Origin of the sequence: Variovorax sp. RO1 (assembly GCF_002849325.1) — a bacterium.
Taxonomy (GTDB): Bacteria; Pseudomonadota; Gammaproteobacteria; order Burkholderiales; family Burkholderiaceae_C; genus Variovorax.
In genome coordinates, this window is the sequence record NZ_PKMT01000004.1 from 548,488 (window position 1) to 567,195 (window position 18,708).

Annotated in this window: 19 protein-coding genes; 14 read left to right on the forward strand and 5 right to left on the reverse strand. The window is 68.6% G+C overall.

Translation table 11 applies throughout. From position 1 onward, the window contains the following. The 11 genes from CY658_RS22975 to CY658_RS23025 all read left to right on the forward strand — a co-directional run bounded on the left by CY658_RS22975 (nt 1) and on the right by CY658_RS23025 (nt 9,840). A complete protein-coding gene (locus CY658_RS22975) occupies nt 1-309 on the forward strand; it encodes a DUF2160 domain-containing protein (RefSeq protein WP_101492370.1) in 309 nt (102 codons plus the stop codon). Nucleotides 310-489: 180 nt separating this feature from the next. After that, nucleotides 490-2,220: an ABC transporter substrate-binding protein gene (locus CY658_RS22980; protein ID WP_101492371.1), complete on the forward strand. Its 1,731-nt coding sequence runs from the start codon at nt 490-492 to the stop codon at nt 2,218-2,220. Nucleotides 2,221-2,387: 167 nt separating this feature from the next. Then, on the forward strand, nt 2,388-3,392 hold the full coding sequence (locus CY658_RS22985) for a dialkylrecorsinol condensing enzyme (RefSeq protein ID WP_257884965.1): 1,005 nt from the start codon (nt 2,388-2,390) through the stop codon (nt 3,390-3,392). Further along, on the forward strand, nt 3,382-4,518 hold the full coding sequence (locus tag CY658_RS22990) for a beta-ketoacyl-ACP synthase III (protein WP_099796352.1): 1,137 nt from the start codon (nt 3,382-3,384) through the stop codon (nt 4,516-4,518). Before CY658_RS22985 ends, CY658_RS22990 begins: the two co-directional genes overlap by 11 nt. A 2-nt stretch (nt 4,519-4,520) precedes the next feature. Continuing rightward, a complete protein-coding gene (locus CY658_RS22995; RefSeq protein WP_101492372.1) occupies nt 4,521-4,916 on the forward strand; it encodes a hypothetical protein in 396 nt (131 codons plus the stop codon). After that, nucleotides 4,913-5,893, forward strand: a complete 981-nt coding sequence (locus tag CY658_RS23000) for a BtrH N-terminal domain-containing protein (RefSeq protein WP_101492373.1) — start codon at nt 4,913-4,915, stop codon at nt 5,891-5,893. The genes CY658_RS22995 and CY658_RS23000 overlap by 4 nt, the downstream gene beginning before the upstream one ends. Further along, complete coding sequence (locus tag CY658_RS23005) at nt 5,893-6,801, forward strand: ABC transporter ATP-binding protein (RefSeq protein ID WP_101492374.1); 909 nt, start codon at nt 5,893-5,895, stop codon at nt 6,799-6,801. Before CY658_RS23000 ends, CY658_RS23005 begins: the two co-directional genes overlap by 1 nt. A gap of 9 nt (nt 6,802-6,810) precedes the next feature. Beyond that, nucleotides 6,811-7,968 (forward strand): ABC transporter permease, encoded by a 1,158-nt coding sequence (locus tag CY658_RS23010; RefSeq protein ID WP_101492375.1) that lies wholly within the window; start codon nt 6,811-6,813, stop codon nt 7,966-7,968. Then, nucleotides 7,965-8,243, forward strand: coding sequence for an acyl carrier protein (locus CY658_RS23015; protein WP_101492376.1), 279 nt, complete (start codon nt 7,965-7,967; stop codon nt 8,241-8,243). The genes CY658_RS23010 and CY658_RS23015 overlap by 4 nt, the downstream gene beginning before the upstream one ends. Then, nucleotides 8,240-9,322, forward strand: coding sequence for a beta-ketoacyl synthase N-terminal-like domain-containing protein (locus CY658_RS23020; protein WP_101492377.1), 1,083 nt, complete (start codon nt 8,240-8,242; stop codon nt 9,320-9,322). Before CY658_RS23015 ends, CY658_RS23020 begins: the two co-directional genes overlap by 4 nt. Further along, entirely contained in the window at nt 9,319-9,840 is a 522-nt protein-coding gene (locus CY658_RS23025; RefSeq protein WP_101492378.1) for a hypothetical protein, read from the forward strand. Before CY658_RS23020 ends, CY658_RS23025 begins: the two co-directional genes overlap by 4 nt. Here CY658_RS23025 and CY658_RS23030 read toward each other — a convergent pair. The 5 genes from CY658_RS23030 to CY658_RS23050 all read right to left on the reverse strand — a co-directional run bounded on the left by CY658_RS23030 (nt 9,819) and on the right by CY658_RS23050 (nt 15,555). Further along, nucleotides 9,819-10,439 (reverse strand): HD domain-containing protein, encoded by a 621-nt coding sequence (locus tag CY658_RS23030; RefSeq protein WP_101492379.1) that lies wholly within the window; start codon nt 10,437-10,439, stop codon nt 9,819-9,821. The genes CY658_RS23025 and CY658_RS23030 overlap by 22 nt on opposite strands. Nucleotides 10,440-10,444: 5 nt before the next feature. Next, nucleotides 10,445-11,530 carry a lytic murein transglycosylase B gene (gene mltB / locus CY658_RS23035; protein WP_180839025.1) on the reverse strand — a complete coding sequence of 362 codons (1,086 nt, stop codon included), beginning with the start codon at nt 11,528-11,530 and terminating at the stop codon, nt 10,445-10,447. A 92-nt stretch (nt 11,531-11,622) separates the two neighbouring features. Next, entirely contained in the window at nt 11,623-13,644 is a 2,022-nt protein-coding gene (locus CY658_RS23040) for a transglutaminase TgpA family protein (RefSeq protein ID WP_101492380.1), read from the reverse strand. A gap of 13 nt (nt 13,645-13,657) precedes the next feature. Further along, nucleotides 13,658-14,638, reverse strand: a complete 981-nt coding sequence (locus CY658_RS23045) for a DUF58 domain-containing protein (protein WP_101492381.1) — start codon at nt 14,636-14,638, stop codon at nt 13,658-13,660. Beyond that, on the reverse strand, nt 14,635-15,555 hold the full coding sequence (locus tag CY658_RS23050; RefSeq protein ID WP_101492382.1) for an AAA family ATPase: 921 nt from the start codon (nt 15,553-15,555) through the stop codon (nt 14,635-14,637). Before CY658_RS23050 ends, CY658_RS23045 begins: the two co-directional genes overlap by 4 nt. A gap of 89 nt (nt 15,556-15,644) precedes the next feature. Between CY658_RS23050 and CY658_RS23055 the strand changes: the two genes are divergently transcribed. From CY658_RS23055 to CY658_RS23065, 3 genes are all read left to right on the forward strand, one after another. After that, nucleotides 15,645-16,598 (forward strand): histone deacetylase family protein, encoded by a 954-nt coding sequence (locus tag CY658_RS23055; protein WP_099796365.1) that lies wholly within the window; start codon nt 15,645-15,647, stop codon nt 16,596-16,598. Nucleotides 16,599-16,637: 39 nt separating this feature from the next. Then, nucleotides 16,638-17,927, forward strand: a complete 1,290-nt coding sequence (locus CY658_RS23060; protein WP_101492383.1) for a mechanosensitive ion channel family protein — start codon at nt 16,638-16,640, stop codon at nt 17,925-17,927. Between the two features lie 137 nt (nt 17,928-18,064). Next, a partial coding sequence (locus CY658_RS23065) for an electron transfer flavoprotein subunit beta/FixA family protein (RefSeq protein WP_101492422.1) occupies nt 18,065-18,708 on the forward strand: 644 nt, incomplete at its 3' end.

The following is an 18,708-nucleotide window of genomic DNA, read 5'->3' on the forward strand; positions in this document are numbered from 1 at the left end:
ATGTTCGACTGGATGGTCTGGACCACCCCCGTGGCCGTTTTCTTCACCTGCATCGCGCTCATGCTGGTCGGCATGACCGTGTGGGAGATCAAGTCGCCCACCGTCATGCGGCGCGGCTGGCTGCCCATTGCCACCACGCGCGGCGACCGGCTGTTCATCGGCCTGCTGTCCGCTGCGTACGTGAACCTGGTCTTCGTCGGCGTGGCCGGCAAGGTGCAGGAGTGGATGAGCCTGGAGGCCGAACCTTCGATCTGGATCGGCTTCGTGCTGTCGATGCTGGTTCTTGCCCTGGTCATGCGTAAAGGCTAGAAAAATGTGCCCCCCGGCTTGTCACTTCGTGTACTTCTCCACCCCCCAAGGGGGAGGCGCGGCTCGCCTTGGGGCGGCCCGGCGGCGACCGCAACCTTAATTTCGCCAACGCGTCCGGCTCTCCGCCTCCCCGGAGCCGCGATGAAAAAACCGGGGAAGCACAACCGAGGAGACATATTCATGAAGATGCGCTACACGGCATTGGCAATGGCGGCGGCGATGGTCGCCGCGCACGGCGCATGGGCCGCAGAGCCCGAGGCCAAGAAATGGATCGACAGCGAGTTCCAGCCGTCGACCCTGAGCAAGGACCAGCAGGCGGCCGAGATGAAGTGGTTCATCGATGCGGCCAAGAAGCTGCAGGCCAAGGGCGTCAAGGAAATCTCGGTGGTGTCGGAGACCATCACCACGCATGAATACGAATCGAAGACGCTGGCCAAGGCCTTCGAGGAAATCACCGGCATCAAGGTGAAGCACGACCTGATCCAGGAAGGCGACGTGGTCGAGAAGCTGCAGACCTCGATGCAGTCGGGCAAGTCGATCTACGACGGCTGGATTTCCGACTCCGACCTGATCGGTACGCACTACCGCTACGGCAAGATGATGAACCTCACCGACTACATGGCCGGTGCGGGCAAGGAGTACACCAACCCCGGGCTCGACATCAAGGACTTCATCGGCACCAAGTTCACCACTGCGCCCGACGGCAAGCTGTACCAGCTGCCCGACCAGCAGTTCGCCAACCTGTACTGGTTCCGCGCCGACCTGTTTGCGCGCAAGGACCTGCAGGACAAGTTCAAGGCCAAGTACGGCTACGACCTGGGCGTGCCGCTGAACTGGAGCGCCTACGAAGACATCGCCGAGTTCTTCAGCGTCGACGTGAAGACCATCGACGGCAAACCGATCTACGGCCACATGGACTACGGCAAGAAAGACCCGTCGCTGGGCTGGCGCTTCACCGACGCGTGGCTCTCGATGGCCGGCACCGCCGACATCGGCACCCCGAACGGCATGCCGATCGACGAGTGGGGCATTCGCGTGGCCGACGACAAGTGCACGCCCGTGGGCGCCGCCGTGTCGCGCGGCGGTGCGACCAACTCGCCGGCCGCCGTGTACGCGCTCACCAAGTACATCGACTGGATGAAGAAGTACGCGCCCAAGGAAGCCATGGGCATGACCTTCGGCGAAGCCGGCCCGGTGCCCGCGCAGGGCCAGATTGCCCAGCAGATCTTCTGGTACACGGCCTTCACGGCCGACATGACCAAGAAGGGCCTGCCCGTGGTGAACGAGGACGGCACGCCCAAGTGGCGCATGGCGCCCGGCCCGAACGGCCCGTACTGGAAGCAGGGCATGCAGAACGGCTACCAGGACGTGGGTTCGTGGTCGTTCTTCAACGGCCATGACGCCAACAAGACGGCAGCCGCCTGGCTCTACGCCCAGTTCGTGACCTCCAAGAGCGTGTCGCTCAAGAAGACCATCGTGGGCCTGACCCCGATCCGCGAATCGGACATCCAGAGCAAGGCCATGACCGACATGGCGCCCAAGCTGGGCGGCCTGGTCGAGTTCTACCGCAGCCCGGCCCGCGTGGCGTGGACGCCCACCGGCACCAACGTGCCCGACTACCCGAAGCTGGCGCAGCTGTGGTGGAAGAACGTGGCCGAAGCCGTCACGGGCGAGAAGACCCCGCAAAAAGCCATGGACAACCTGGCCGACGAGATGGACAACGTGATGGGCCGCCTGCAACGCGCCGGCATGGCCCATTGCGCACCCAAGCTCAATCCGAAGGGCGACCCGAACAAGTGGCTCAGCGACAAGAACGCCCCGTGGAAGAAGCTGGCCAACGAAAAGCCCAAGGGCGAGACCATCGACTACAACAAGCTGCTGAGCGCCTGGAAGGACGGCAAGGTGCGCTGAACGCACACCGGGCATCACAAATGCAAACAAGGGCCGTGCCGCGAGGTGCGGCCCTTTTTCGCGTTCTGCCCGAATGGTTCGTCGGATTCATGCGACGCCATGACCAATGGCAGATGCACCTTTGAAAAGCTTCGCTTACATTCGACGGCCCCCGCCACGCCCCGCCAGTGAATCCAAGTTCTTCCAGCCCCACCGCCAGCCCTCTTGCCACCCCGAGCGCGCGTGTCAAACGCGTCCTGCTGATCCAGTACTCGCAGACCGGGCAGCTCGACCGCGTGGCCGGGCAGATCGCCGCGCCGCTGCGCGCCGATCCGGGCATCGAACTGCATGTGGAAACGCTGCGGCCGCTGCAGAGCTTTCCCTGGCCCTGGCCGTTCCTGACTTTTTTCGACGCCTTCCCCGAGTCGGCCCACATGAAGCCGGGCCCGCTGGCGCCGCTGACCCTCACGGGCGATGAAGACTTCGACCTCGTCATCCTGCCGTACCAGGTCTGGTTCCTGGCGCCCGCGCAGCCGATTGCGGCCTTCCTGCAGCACCCCGTGGCGGCGCGACTGCTCAAGGGAAAACCCGTGGTCACGGTCATTGCGTGCCGCAACATGTGGCTGCTGGCCCACGAAAAGCTCAAGGGACTGCTCGCCGCCACTGGCGCGCGCCTGATCGACAACGTGGTGCTGACCGACCCCGGCCCCACGCTGGCCACCTTCTTCACTACGCCGGCCTGGCTCATCTGGGGCCGCAAGCGCGGTTTCTGGGGCATGCCCGACGCGGGCCTGAGCGAAGAGCAGATTCGCCGCTGCAGCCGCTTCGGCCGCGCCCTGCGCGACGCGCTGCACGCAGGTAAAGAGCAGGGCGATGCGCCCTTGCTGGCCGGGCTGGGTGCGGTGCGCGCCGACGCGCGCCTGCTGGTCAGCGAGAAGGCCGGCACGCGCAGCTTCTACCTCTGGGGCAAGCTGATCATGGCGGCCGGTGGGCCGGGCGCGGCGGTGCGCAAACCGCTGCTGCTGCTGTACGTGTTGTTTCTGCTGGCGCTGATCGTTACCGTCGTGCCGGTGAGCCTGACCCTGCAGGCGCTGCTGCGTCCTTTGTTCCGAGGGTGGCTGACTAAAATGACCGCTCAATTCGAGCGCCCGTCGGGCTCTGCCACGGACCGGCTCCCTCTTTATGACGACTGATGTTTTCCTGACCCGCACCGCTGCCTTCCTGCCTTTTTCTCCGGTCAGCAACGAAGACATCGAAGAAGTGCTGGGTCGCATCGGCGGCAAGGTGTCGCGTGCGCGACGCCTCATCCTGCGCAGCAACGGCATCCAGTCGCGCCACTACGCCATCGACCGCGCCACCGGCCAACTGGCCATGACCAATGCACAGCTCACCGCCGCGGCCATCCGCGCGCTGGGCGACGACATCGGCCCGGTCGACTGCCTGGCGACCGGCACCTCGCTGCCCGACCAGCTCATGCCCAACCACGCAGTGATGGTGCACGGCGAACTCGGCTGGCCCCGGCTCGAGGTGGTGGCCTGCGCCGGCATCTGCCTGGCCGGCGCGGCGGCGCTCAAGCATGCGTGGCTCTCGGTGCGTGCGGGCGATGCGCGGCGCGCGGTCGCCACGGGTTCCGAGCTGGCCTCGGCCGTGATGCGCGGCATCAACTTCGAGGCCGAGCTCGAACACAAGATCGAGGCGCTCGAAGCGCGCCCCGAGATCGCCTTCGAGAAAGACTTCTTGCGCTGGATGCTGTCCGACGGCGCCGGCGCGGTGCTGCTGGAGCGCGAGCCGCGCGGGCCGCTGTCGCTGCGCGTCGAATGGATCGAGCTGTCATCGGCCGCGCACGAACTGCCGGTGTGCATGTACGCCGGTGCCGACAAGAACGCGCAGGGCGGCCTCGACGGCTGGGCCCGCACCTCGCCCGCCGACTGGCAGCGCGACTCGACCTTCGCGGTCAAGCAGGACGTGCGCCTGCTCAACGACAACATCGTGCGCGCCACGCTGACCGAGCCGCTCGCAGCCCTCATCGAGCGCCGCGGGCTGAAGACCGACGACATCGACTGGTTCTTGCCGCACCTGTCGTCGCACTATTTCGTCGAGCCCGTGGCCGCCAGCCTGGCCTCGCTGGGCCTGCCGATTCCGCGCGAGCGCTGGTTCAGCAACCTCGCGACCAAGGGCAACACCGGTTCGGCCTCGCCGTACATCATGCTGGACGAGCTGTTCCGTTCCGGTCGCATCAAGCCCGGCCAGAAGTTGCTGATGTTCGTGCCCGAAAGCGGTCGCTTCTCGAGCGGCTTCATCTACCTGGAGGCGGTGTAGCCATGGACCTCGATGCCGTGCCACAGGAGGGCAACGCGACCCTCGCCGGCCATTCCAAGCTGATGTACGCCCGCGACGCGCAAGGCCGCGTCGTCACCACCACGTCGAAGGGCTGGGAGGCGGAAGAGATCGTCACCAGCCACGCGGTCGACGTGCTGGTCGAGCAGGCACAAGAGGCCAAGACGCGCGTGAAGGCCGGGCTGGCTTCGCCGCTCGAATACTGGATGTACGAGCGCCGCATGGACGTGGCGCTGCTCTCGCAGACCAGCGGCTTCTGGCAATGGCGCGTGCGCCGCCACCTGCAGCCGCGCCATTTCGCCGCGCTGTCGCCGGCCCAGCTCGCCCGCTACGGCCAGGCGCTGGGCTTGCCCGTTTCCACCCTGCAAGGCCTGCCGTGAACTTCCAACACCAACAGGCGGCGCACTGCGAAAGCGGCGTCATCTCCAGCCTCATGCGCCACCACGGCGCGCCGATGAGCGAGGCGATGGCGCTGGGGTTGTCGTCGGCGCTGTCGTTCGCCTACCTGCCGTTCATCAAGCTGTCGGGCCTGCCGCTCATCTCGTACCGCATGCCGCCCAAGGCCATCATCAAGGGCCTGCTGGCGCCGATGGCCGCGCGCTTTCGCTTCGAGACCTTCCGCAGCCCGCAAGCCGGGCAGCAGCGGCTCGACGCGTTGCTGGCCGACGGTCAGCTCGTGGGCCTGCAGACCTCGGTCTACTGGCTGCCGTACTTTCCGCCGAACATGCGCTTTCACTTCAACGCGCACAACCTGCTGGTCTACGGCAAGGACGGCGACGACTACCTGATCAGCGACCCCGTGTTCGAGGCACCCGTGCGCTGCGCGAGCGAAGACCTGTCGCGCGCCCGCTTCGCCAAGGGCGTGCTGGCGCCCAAGGGGCTCATGTACTACCCGCAGGCCATCGAGCGCAAGGCGGTCGACGCCGCCTCGGTCACCAAGGCCATCCGCAAGACCGTGCGCAACATGCTCGCGCCCGTGCCCATCGTCGGCGTGCGCGGCATGCGCACGCTGGCCAAGCGCATGCAGAAGCTGTCGCCCAGCGATCCGCGCAGCGTCGACTTCATCGGCCACCTGGTGCGCATGCAGGAAGAAATCGGCACGGGCGGGGCGGGCTTCCGCTTCATCTACGCGGGCTTCCTGCAGGAGGCGGCGCAGCTGCTCGACAAGCCGCAGCTCACGCAGATGTCCGAACGCCTGATCGCCATCGGCGACGGCTGGCGCGCGTTCGCGCTCAAGGCGGCGCGCATGGTGAAGGGGCGCGAGCCTGTGGATCCGGTCGCGCTCGCCGGCAAGCTGCGCGAGCAGGCGCAGCAGGAAGAAACCTTCTTCCGCGACCTCAAGGCCGCTGTTGCCTGATGTTGGAGCTGCACCAGCTCGGCTACCGCTACCCGCACGCTGACAAGGCCGCGCTGGCCGACGTGTCGCTCGCCGTGCCGCGCGGTTGCGTGCTCGGTCTTCTCGGCCCGAACGGCGCCGGCAAGACCACGCTGATCTCGCACCTGTCGGGCGCGCTCGCGGTGCAGTCGGGCGACATCCGCATCGACGGCCAGCCGTTGCAGCAGGTGCGCGCCAAGGCGCCCACGCGCATCGCCGTCGCGCCGCAGGACCAGGCCTTCTATCCGATGCTCACCGTGGCCGAGAACCTGGCCTGCTTTGCCGCGGCCGGCAAACTTTCGGGGGCGCGGAAGAAGGCGCGCATCGACACATGCACGCAGTTCGCGCAGCTGGAGCAGTTTTCGGGCGTGCGCGCCGAACGGCTCTCGGGTGGCCTCAAGCGCCGCCTCAACCTCGCGATCGCCTTGCTGCCCGAACCCGAGCTGATGCTGTTCGACGAGCCGACCGTGGGCGTCGATCCGCAGTCGCGCGCCTTCATTCTCGACGCCATCAAGAGCCTGGCGCAGGCCGGCGCGGCAGTGATCTACGCCTCGCACTACATGGAAGAGATCGAGGCCATCGCGGACCGCGTGGCCATCCTCGACCAGGGTCGCGTGCTGCGCGAAGGTCCGCTCGACGCGCTGCTGTCGCAAAGCGCGATGCTGCTGACCCTGGCCGCCGACGGGCTCGACGCGCAGATGCTGTCGCGCTTCGGCACGGTGGAGCAGGGCGCGGCGCACTGGCGCATCCACCTCAATGCCGGCAGCGGCCCCGGCCCCGTGCTGGCCGCGCTCGAAGCCGAGGGCATCGAGGTGCGCCAGGCCGAGTTCGGCCGCCACGACCTCGAGCAGCTCTTCATGGCGCTCACCCACCGTTCGCTGCGCGACTGATCGAACGCCATGCTCTTCGCGCTCATCAAGAAAGAACTGCTGGCTCTCGTGCGCGACATGCACGGGTTGGCCGTGCTGTTCGTGATGCCGATGGTGTTCATCGTGCTGATGTCGCTCACGCTGAAAGACATCTACCGCCCGCCGCTGGCCGAGTTGAGCTACGCGGTCGACGTGCGCGACAGCGGCACGCCCGCCAAGTGGCTGCTGCAGATCTGGCAACGCAGCCACGGCGTGCCGCAGCCACTGGGCGCCGACTGGCAGGCGCGGCTGCGCAGCGGCACGCTCAAGTACGTGATCGTGCTGGAGCCCGGCCTGTCGGAAGAACTGGAATCGGCCGCGCTTTCCACGCGCGCCCACATCCGCCTGCTGGCCGAGCCCGGCATCGATGCCAACCTGTTCAACGCGCTGCGCGCCGAACTCATCGGTGCCTCGGGCGAACTCAAGGCGCGGCTCGCGCTGGCGGTGCCCGGCACGGCCAGCCCTGCGCCCGACGCGTCCATCCAGGCGATGGTGCAGGCGGAGCGCTTTGCCACGGCCGGCCCGCGGCCCACGTCGGTGCAGCAGAACGTGCCGGCCTGGCTGGTGTTCGGCATGTTCTTCGTCGTGGCCTCGCTGTCCAGCCTGTTCGTGCAGGAGCGCGGCTCGGGCGCGCTCGGCCGGCTGCAGAGCCTGGGCGTGTCGCGCTCGATGCTGCTGGCGTCCAAGGCCTTGCCCTACCTCGGCGTGAACGCGCTGCAGGCGCTGCTGATGCTGGCGGCAGGCATCTGGCTCATGCCGATGATCGGCGGCGATGCGCTCTCGCTGTCGGGCATCCACTGGGGCGGCCTGCTGCTCTCGCTCGCGGCCGTGAGCCTGGCGGCCGTGAGCCTGTCGCTCGCGGTGGCCTGCCTCGTGAAAAGCCATGCGCAGGCCGCCACGCTCGGCCCGATGGTGAATGTGCTGATGGCGGCGGCGGGCGGCATCATGGTGCCCAAGTTCGTCATGCCGGGCTTCATGCAGCGCATGGTCGAAATCTCTCCCATGAACTGGGGGCTCGAAGCGCTGCTCACCGTGCTGCTGCGCGGCGGCGGCGCGGCCGAGGTGCTGCCGCAGGTCGGCCGGCTGGTGGCGTTCGCGGCCCTCATGTTTTTCGTGGCTGTCTTTCTGTTTCGCAGGCGCGCACCGTGACGAGCACCGTTTCTTCTCCTGAATTCATCGCCCGCCTCAAGGCCCTCGTGCTCGAGGCCGTCGAGAAAGAACCACCGCCCGGCGGCCTCGGCGACGACGAGCCGCTGTTCGGCCCCGAGGCGCGGCTCGACCTCGACTCGCTCGACGCGCTGCAGGTGTCGATGGCGATCCAGCAGCACTTCGGCCTGCGCATGCCCGACAGCAAGGACACGCGCCGCGCCCTGAGCTCCATCGCGCACCTGGCGGAACACCTGGTGCAAGCGGGCAAGGCATGAGCCTGAGGAGTCCGGTGTACCTGGCCGGTATGGGCCTGGCTTGCGTGCTCGGCGACGATGTGCCGTCCGCGCTCGCAGCATTGCGGCGCGGCGGCGTTCCACCCACACCGGTGACGGTGGCCGATGGCCTGCAGTGGCCGGTGTACACGCTGGCGGTGCCGCCCGGTGACTGGGCGCAGCGCGTGCAGCACACGGTGCGCCGCGTGGTCGCGCAGACCGGCGCTGGGCTGGACCGCCAGGGGCCGCTGTTCGTGGCGTCATCGTCGCTCGACATCGGCGCGATGGAACACGCGCAGCACGACGAACGGCTGAGCGGCGACCTGCAGGACTTTGCCGACATCGCCGCCGCCGCGCTCGACTGGCAAGGCCCGGTCTTCACCGTCTCGACCGCCTGCACGTCGGCGCTCAATGCGATGTTGGCGGCGGCCGACATGGTGCGCGCGGGCGAGGCCCGCGAGGCGCTGGTGATCGGCGCCGAGCTCGACAACCGCTTCACCGTGGCCGGCTTCGGCGCGATGCAGCTGCTGGCGCCCGACAGCGCACGGCCCTTCGGCGCGGGACGCCAGGGGCTGGTGCTCGGCGAGGCCGTGGCGGCACTGCGGCTCGGATCGCAACCTGCGCGCTGGGCGCTGGGCGGCGGCGCCAACGTGGTCGACGGCCGCAATCCCTCGGGCACCGAGGCGAGCGCGGTGCGCGCGATGTGCCTCGAGACGCTCGCGCGCAGCGGCCTGCAGCCCGCGGACATCGACCTCATCAAGGTGCAGGCCGCCGGCAGCCCGGTCAACGACGCGATCGAGGTCGAGGCGCTGCGGCAGGTGTTCGACCCGCTGCCGCCGCTGGTGTCGCTCAAGTCGGCGATCGGTCACACGCTTGGCGCGGCCGGGGCGGCGGAGCTGGCCTTGCTGGTCGGCTGCATCGAAGGCGGCGTTTGGCCGTCGGTCGGCTATGCGCTGGACGAGACGCTCGGCATCGCGCTGAGCGACGGGCCGCCGGCGCGGTTGCGTCACATCCTGCTCAACGTGGTGGGCTTCGGCGGCGGGCATGCGTCGCTGGTGCTCACGGATTGCGGCGCCGCATGAGCACTGTCACCCTTGCTTGGCGCACGGCCGCGCATGTCGTGGCGCATCCGCCACCCGATGATTGGCGCGACGCACTCGCGACGCGCCTGGGCCGCCGGCCGCGCCGCGTCGGCTTGTGGACCGAACTCGCGATGTACGGCGCGCGCGCGTGCCTCGACGCCGCCGGCGAAGCCGCGTTGCCTACAGGGGCGCGCCTGCGCGTGACCAGCCAGCGCGGCGCGTGGGAGGCTACGCGTGCGGGGCTCGCGCAGCTCGATGCGGGCTTGCCGATGCCGTTCACTTTCATGCAGAGCCAGCCCGCATTGATGCTGGCCGAGGTCGGCCGCTGCCTCGACTGGCAGGGCGATGCGAGCTTCATGCTGTGCCGCGATCTCGCGCGTCCGCTGGCGTTGTCGCAGCTCGGCGCAGGGCCGGATGGCCTGCTGTTCGGTGTGGTGGAAGAAGCCTACGGCGATGCGCCGCCGCGCACCGAGTGGTGGCGGCTGGTGCCGAGCGATCAGCCCGCGATCGAGCGCTGAAGGTTCGCGCGCGCTCGCGCTTCGAGCAGCGCATGCAGGCGCGGCGTGGCGTAGATCGCCGGGCGGTCGAGAAAGCGCTGGAGGATCGCGCGCCGACGCGGCAGGCGAATCTCCTCGCGAACGAAACCGTATTCCGCGTGCACCTGGCGCTCGTACTCGTCGAAGCGCGTGCGATCGGCACCGAGGATCGACAGGTCGATGTCGATCAGCAATTCAGCATCGCGGCCCTGGGGCACGGCGTCGTGGCGCGTCGCCATGACAAGCGCGTGGACGCGATCGGCCGCCGCTGCGTCTGCGCCGGCGGCTTGCAACGCCTGCCGCGCCCAGTCGGCGCTGCGCGCCTCGTTGTCGTGCGCATGCACGTCATAGATCGCGTCGTGGAACCACAGCGCCAGCGCGACTTCGCCGGGGCGTTCGGCCAGCGCCTGTTCCTGGTCGAACCACGCGAGGCATTCGCCGAGGTGCTGCATCGTGTGGTACTGCCGCTGCGGCTCGCTGTAGCGGTGCTGCAGCTCCTGCTGCAGCGTGTCGTCGGGCGCGGCCACGCCGAGCGCGCGCCAGGCCTCTGTCCAGTTCGCGTGCAGCGCCTGCGGTGTCATCACCGTTATTGCTCCATCGCGGCCTTGACCTCCTGGCCCAGGTCGAGCACCGACATCGCGTAGTAGCTGCTCCAGTTGTAGCGCGTGATCACGTAGAAATTGCGCGTGCCGGCGACGTAGGTCGGCGGCGCGTCGAGGCCGTTCTGCAGTTCGATGAGTGCGAGCAGGCCCTTGTGCTTCAGGCCTTCGCCTTCGGGCACGGCGCCTGCGGCGACGAAGCTGTCGGCGCTGAAGGTCGGCAGGATGTCGGGCGCCAGCAGCAGCGCCTTCTTCAGGCGCGCTTCCTCGAAGTGCACCGGGTAGATCGACGGCATGCCCGGCGTCCAGCCGAAGCCCTTGAAGTAGCTCGCGACCGAACCGATCACGTCGACCGGGTTGTTCACGAGGTCGATGCGGCCGTCGCCGTCGAAGTCGACCGCGTACTTGGCGATGCTGCTGGGCATGAACTGCGGCATGCCCATCGCGCCGGCGTAGCTGCCCACGGGCGTGAGCGGATCGTCGGCGGTGCGGCTTTCGGTGCTCAGGAAGCTTTCGAGCTCGCCGCGGAAGAAGGCGATGCGCTCGGCAGCGCGCGGGTGGCCTTGCGGAAAGTCGAAGGACAGCGTGGCCAGTGCATCGATCACGCGGAAGTTCCCCATGTTGCGGCCGTAGATGGTTTCCACGCCGACGATGCCGACGATGATTTCCGGCGGCACGCCGTAGGTCGCTTCGGCGCGCGCGAGCGTGTCGGCGTTGGCGCGCCAGAAGCGCACGCCGGCCGCGATGCGCACCGGGTCGATGAAGCGGCTGCGGTAGGTCTGCCAGTTCTTCACCGTGCCGACGGGGCCCGGCAGCATCAGGCGCGGCACGTTGGGCAGGAAGCGCGCGGCGCCGATGGTGGCGCGCACCCATTCGCGGTCGAGGTTGCGGCGCTGGGCGACGTCGTCGGCGAAAGCCATGGCGTCGTCGCGCGTGGCGTACGGGATGCTGCCACGCACCGGCGTGACCGCGGGGCGGCCGTTGGCCTGGGGCTTCTGGGCCAGGGCGCCCGTGGGCCAGGCGGCGCAGGCGGCGAGGAGGGCGGTGGCGGCCACTGCGGCGCGCAAAGGCATGGGGAAGGCGTGTGACATGGACATGATTGTGCCGCCCGTGCGCATGCGCACTTTCGGGCGACACATGTGGTTGCAGCCGCGTGTCCTGTGTGTCAGGCGCGCGGTGGTGTGGGCGGCCAGGGCAGCCGGCGGAACTCGGCGCGCAGCGCGGCGAGCGAGGCCGGGGTGGTGGGGGCGTAGCGCTGGGCTTCGAGCTTCAGCAGCCAGTCGCGCACGGCCTGCGCGGCGGGCCCGAAGCGGGCGTCGGCCGCCTGGGCCATCTGCCGCGGTGACGCGGTCTCGGGCAGCGGCAGGCCGGCCTTCGCGAGGCGCGCGCGCGCGCGGCCCAGCAGCCGCAGCCACGGGTCGTGCTGGCTGCGCTCCCACAGCGTCCAGCCGGCGCCGGCCAGGCTTGCGGCCACCAGCAGGTACAGCAGCACGTAGGCCAGGTCTTCCAGGCTCGGGGCGTTGAAGCCGAGGGTCTTGAGCAGGTCGAGCTGGCGGCTCTGCGTGTAGTTGAGCACCCACTGGTTCCAGCCGTTGTTCACGGCCTCCCAGGCGGCGCGCAGGTTCTGCACCAGCGTCGGGCTCATGACGCCGATGGCGCCGGCGAACAGGCCGGGTTGCGGCACGAGGCGCTGGAACTGCCCGATGCGGCCCGGTGCGACCGAGCCGGTCGGGTCGACGCGCACCCAGCCCGCGCCCTCTTGCCACACTTCGGCCCAGGCGTGCGCGTCGCTCTGGCGCACCACCCAGTAGTTGTCGACGTTGTTGAGCTCGCCGCCCTGGTAGCCGGTGACGATGCGCGCGGGGATCTGCAGGTTGCGCATCAGCACCACGAAGGCGGAGGCGATGTGCTCGCAGAAGCCTTCCTTGCGATCGAACCAGAACTCGTCGGCGGTCTCGTTGCCGTACACGCCGGGCTCCAGCGTGTAGGTGTAGCCGCCGGTGCGCAGGCGTTGCAGCGCGGCCTGCACGAACGCCTGGGCATCGGCGCCGGCCAGCGCGGGGTCGGCGCGCATCTGGGCGGCGAGCGCGGCGGTGCGCGGGTTGCTGCCGGGCGGCAGCGCCAGGTAGGGCTGGAGCCGGCTGCCAGTGCGTGTGACCGGGCCGCTTTCGAACTGCGGATGGCTTTCTGCGCGGTAGCGCACGAGGTCGGTGACCGGCCGATTCACGAACCACTGCAGGTCGGATGTGCCGATGACCTCGTAGCCGGGCAGCGCGGGCGCGCGCGGCGCCGCGTCGAGCGTGAGCAGCCATGGGCGCTGGCTGGCTTCGAGCGTGACCTCGTAGCGCACCGGCTCGCCGCGCGTGCGCAGGTTCGACACCGACTGCCCGCTGCGCGCCCAGGTCGGCAGCGCCGTCCACTCACGGCCGTCGAACTGCGCCAGCACGGGGCCGCGAAAGTAGAGCTGGCTTTGCGGCGGCGCGCGGTTGTCGTCGAACTTGATGCGCGCGGCGATGCTGTCGTCGAGCGCCAGTTCGGCGATGGTGCCGACCCGCATCGTGTTCGACAGCCCGCTGCGTCCGGCCATGGCGTCGCTGGGCGTGCCCCACAGTGGCGCGAAGCGCGGGAACAGCAGGAACAGCGCGAGCATCACCGGCGCGCCCGCCAGCGCCATCCAGCCGGCGGTGCGCGCCGCCTGCATCAGCGGCGGCCGGCCCACCGGCATGTGGGCGTTGACCAGCGCCGTCAGCAGGCCCAGCAGCGCCAGCAGCATGGTGAAGGCGGTGAGCAGCGACTGCGAATAGAAGAAGTTCGTGAGCATCGCGAAGAAGCCCAGGAAGAAGACCACGAAGGCGTCGCGCCGCGCGCGCAGCTCCAGCGTCTTGAGCGCCAGCAGGCACACGACCAGCGTCACGCCCGCGTCGCGGCCCAGCAGCGTGCGGTGGGTGGCGTAGGTGCCGGCCAGCGCCAGCGCCAGCAGCGCGATGCGCCACCACTTGCTGGGCAGCGGGCGCGCCTGCACCGCCAGCGAGGCGCGCCACAGCAGCACCATGGCGGTGATGGCCGAGCACCACCACGGCAGTTCGTTCACCTGCGGCAGCAGGATCAGGCCGATGACGCAGAGCAGGAACAGCGTGTCCCGTGCGTCCCTTGGCAGTGCGGTGAGTTCGCGTGCGACCCGGTTCATGCGACGACCTCGTTCATGCGCACAGCGCCAGCGCTTCGAGGCAGGCGCGCCGGTGGGCTTCGCCCTGCGAGGGGTTCACGGTGCGCCCGGCGACGCGCACGCCGTAGTCCACGCCGAGCCGGTCGGCCATGAGCACCCAGGCGCACAGGCGCGACAGGCGGGCTTCGGCGTCGGGCAGCGCGGCAGCCTGCGCGTCGAGCCAGAGTTCTTCGCGCTGCGTGTGCTGCGTGTCGCGGCTCACGAGGTCTTCGGAGCCGTTGGCCTGTGCGCGCGCGGCCTTTTTCCACACCACGAGCTTCAGTGGATCGCCGCGGCGGTAGGCGCGCACGCCGTCGTATTCGCCGGCGTTCTGCGCCCGCATCGCGGCCGACGCGGCGGCGGGCCCGGAGAGCGGTTCACCCGGTGGCAGCGGCGGCGGATGGGCTTCGGGCGTCGGGTACACGAGCATCTGCGCGGCCGGCCGCCAGACCGTCCACACGCGGAAGGTGCCGAGCGGAAAACGCGTCTCGGCGGTCAGCGGCGGCACCGGGTGCAGGCCGCGCCGCTCGGGCTGGAAGGCGATCTCCACGGTCGACGTGCCTTCGGCCGGCACGTCGGTCCAGGCCCACTGGCCGCTGCCGCGCACCGCCATGCCGATGCCGTAGCGCACGCTGCGCCGCGTGTTGTGCAGCACCACGCGGAACACCGCGGCGGCGCCCGCGAACTGCGCCTCGGGCGGCACCATGCGCAGCGCCAGCCCGCGCAAGGTGGCGTGGCACACGTGCATGCCCACCGCGACGCTGCCCGCCAGCAGGAAGGTCAGCAGGTAGCCCAGGTTGAGCTGGTAGTTGATCGACGCCACCAGCAGTACCAGCAGCGTGGCCGCCAGCGTCCAGCCGGCGCGCGTCGGCAGGATGTAGACGTTGCGCTGGGTGAGTTCGAGCGTGTCCGACGGCAGCCGACGCGAAAGAAACCAGCCGTCGAGGCGCGAACGCAGGACGCCGACAGGGTTCACGGCAGCGGCACCGCGGCGATCATCGCGCGCACCTGTTCGACCGCACCGCGGCCCGCGTCGCCCACGGGCGTGAGGCGGTGCGCGATGGTCTGCGGCAGCACGGCCTGGATGTCGTCGGGCGCCACGTAGCTGCGGTTGGCCAGCAGCGCCTGCGCCTTGGCGGCGCGCAGCACGGCGATGCCCGCGCGCGGCGACAGGCCCTGCAAAAACCAGCGGCCCGAGCGGGTCGCGGCGATCAGGTCCTGCAGGTAGTTCAGCAGCGGCTCGGCCGCATGCACCTGCTGCACGCGCTGCTGCAGGGCGGTGAGTTCGCCGGCGGTCAGCAGGGCAGGCAGGCCGGCGAGCATCTCGCGGCGGTCGGCGCCCGCGAGCAGCTGGCGCTCGGCGGCGCGGTCGGGGTAGCCCAGCGAGATGCGCATCAGGAAACGGTCGAGCTGCGACTCGGGCAGCGCGAAGGTGCCGAGCTGGTCCTGCGGGTTCTGCGTGGCGATCACGAAGAAGGGCGAGGGCAGGGGGCGGGTCTCGCCCTCGACCGTGACCTGCTTTTCTTCCATCGCCTCGAGCAGCGCGCTCTGGGTCTTGGGGCTGGCGCGGTTGATTTCGTCGGCCAGAAGCACCTGCGCAAAGATCGGCCCGGGGTGGAACACGAAGGCCTGTTGCCCCCGGTCGTAGATCGCCACGCCCGACAGGTCGCCCGGCATCAGGTCGGCCGTGAACTGCACGCGCGAGAACTGCAAGCCGAAAGTGTGCGAGAGCGCATGGGCCAGGGTGGTCTTGCCGACCCCCGGCACGTCCTCGATCAGCAGGTGTCCGCCGGCCAGCAAACAGGCCACGCAGTCGCGCACTTGGGCATCTTTGCCAACAATCACCGTGTTAAGCTGACTCAGCAAAGAGGCTAGCTTCGCGGCTACGTCCATATTTGTATCCATATGCAAACGATACCGTAAGACCTTGCGGCCCCATGCCGTGTGAGGTCTAGACGCGACGACACGAGACACGGCGAGAGATGGGCAAGACAGGCTACTTCACGCATCGCGACTTCTGGAAGCACGACATGGGCAACGGGCATCCCGAATGCCCTGAGCGGCTGGATGCCATCGAAGACCGGTTGCTTTTGACCGGCGTCGGCGACGCGCTGGCGCGGGGCGAGGTGCCCCTGGCCACGCTGGAACAGATCACCCGGGCCCACAGCCACGCGCACGTTGAACACCTCGAGGAGCTGCAGCAGCGCCTCGTGGCCGACGCGCCCGCCGGCGGCCCCGACCACGCGCAGGTCGACCCCGATACCGTACTGACCCGATTCACCCTGCTGGCCGCGCGCCGCGCTGCCGGCGCCGCTGTCGCCGCGACCGATGCCGTGATGGCCGGCGAGATCGAGAACGCTTTCTGCCCGGTGCGCCCCCCGGGCCACCATGCCTGCCGCGAGCAGGCGATGGGCTTCTGCTTCTTCAACAACGTGGCCATTGCTGCGCGGCACGCGCTCGAGGTGCACGGCCTGGACCGCGTGGCCATCGTCGATTTCGACGTGCACCACGGCAACGGCACCGAGAACATTTTGTCGAACGACCCGCGCGTGCTGATGGTCGGGTTCTTCCAGCACCCGTTCTATCCGTACAGCGGCACCGAGCACCCGGCCTCGAACATGCTCAACCTGCCGATCCCGGCCTACACCAAGGGCATGGACGTGCGCGAGCTGGTCGAGGCGATCTGGATGCCGCGGCTCGACGCCTTCAAGCCGCAGATGGTCTTCATCAGCGCCGGCTTCGACGCCCACCGCGAAGATGAACTGGGCCAGCTCGGCCTCAACGAAAACGACTTCGCCTGGATCACCGGCCGCGTGCGCGATGTCGCCAAGCGCCATGCGCGCGGGCGCATCGTCTCCCTGCTCGAAGGCGGCTATCACCTCGACGCCCTGGCGCGCAGTGTGGAAGCGCACATCCGCGTGCTGGCAGACCTCTAACGCAGACGGCGCCCGCGGGGCACCATGTTTCTTTCATCGATGAATTTCAATTTCGACGACTTCCTTCTGCGCCTGAAACAGGTCGACGCGCACGGCCTGGGCATCGAACTGGCCGTGCTCGTGACCTGCGTGGCCGTGGCATGGGCCGTGTGCAAGTGGTTCGGCCGCGATCAGCCCAAGGACTCGATCTGGTTCGGCGAGCGCACCTTCGACGGCCTGCTGTTCCCGCTGCTCGCGCTGGTGCTCACCGGCATCGCGCGCCGCGTGGCGCTCGATGTGCTGCCGGTGGTGCTGGTGCTGCGCATCGCCGTGCCGGTGTTCCTGTCGCTGGCGGTCATCCGGCTGTTCGCGCGGGTGCTGCGGGCCGTGTTCCCGACCTCCAGCCTCGTGCGGCTGATCGAACGCACCATTTCGTGGCTGGCCTGGATCGCCGCCGTGCTGTGGATCGTCGGCCTGCTGCCGCCGGTGCTGGCCGAGCTCGACGACATCACACTGGCCTTCGGCAAGACCCGCGTGAGCCTGCAGACCATCATCCAGGGCGCGCTGTCCGCCGGGCTGGTGCTGATGATCGCGCTGTGGATTGCCAGCACCATCGAGAAGCGCATCCTGCGCGAGGCCGTGAGCGACCTGTCGATGCGCAAGGTGGCGTCGAACGCGGTGCGTGCCTTCTTGCTGCTGATCGGCCTGCTGTTCGCGCTGTCGGCGGTGGGGGTCGACCTCACGGCGCTGTCGGTGCTGGGCGGCGCGCTCGGCGTGGGCCTGGGTTTCGGCCTGCAGAAGCTGGCGGCCAACTACGTGAGCGGTTTCGTGATCCTGCTGGAGCGCTCGATCCGCATCGGCGACAACGTGAAGGTCGACACCTTCGAGGGTCGCATCACCGACATCAAGACGCGCTACACGCTCATTCGCGCGGGCAACGGGCGCGAAGCCATCGTGCCGAACGAATCGCTCATCACCAGCCGGGTCGAGAACCTGTCGCTGGCCGATCGCAAGTTCAACATCACCACCAACATCGTCGTCGGCTACGAGAGCGACGTGGCGCAGGTGCAGGGCATTTTGTGCGACGCCGCCAAGGCCCAGCCGCGCGTCATGACCGACCCGGCGCCCGTGGCCTATCTCGTCACCTTTGCGCCCGACGGACTGGAGTTCAGCCTGAACTTCTGGGTCGCCGACCCTGACAAGGGCAAGGACAACGTGCGCTCGGCCATCAACATCGCCATCCTCGAAGGACTGCGGGCCGCCCGCATTGACATTCCCTATCCGCAGCGGGTGCTGCGAGTGGAATCTTTGCCGGCGGGTGTGGCCGCAGCGCCTCCCGCTGTTTTATAATCACGGAAAAGCACGATCGTTCTTTTTTTGAGCCCTCGAGGCCAACAAGAAGAATGGAGTAGCAGCCAAGGCCGGCGTCCTAAAATGGCAGGCTGCTCTCGAAGCCCCCCTTTTTGCAATCCAATGGAGTCAAGTCAATGAAGGTTCTTGTGCCTGTCAAACGGGTCGTCGATTACAACGTGAAGGTGCGCGTCAAGAGCGACGGCACCGGGGTGGACATTGCCAACGTCAAGATGAGCATGAACCCCTTCGACGAGATCGCTGTCGAAGAAGCGGTTCGCCTGAAGGAAAAGGGCCTCGTGACCGAAGTCATCGCCGTGTCGTGCGGTGATGCGAAGTGCCAGGAAACCCTGCGCACCGCCATGGCCATCGGCGCCGATCGCGGCATCCTGGTCGAGACCACTGAAGAGTTGCAGCCTCTCGCGGTTGCCAAGCTGCTCAAGGCGCTGGTCGACAAGGAACAGCCCCAGCTGATCATCCTGGGCAAGCAAGCCATCGACGACGACGCGAATCAAACGGGCCAGATGCTGGCTGCTTTGGCCGACCTGCCGCAAGCCACCTTCGCCTCGAAGGTCGACCTGGCAGCCGACAAGGTCACCGTGGCACGCGAAGTCGACGGCGGCATGGAAACGCTGACGCTCACGCTGCCCGCGGTCATCACGACCGACCTGCGCCTGAACGAGCCGCGCTATGTGACGCTGCCGAACATCATGAAGGCCAAGAAGAAGCAACTGGACGTCTTCAAGCCCGAAGACCTGGGTGTGGACGTGAAGCCCCGCCT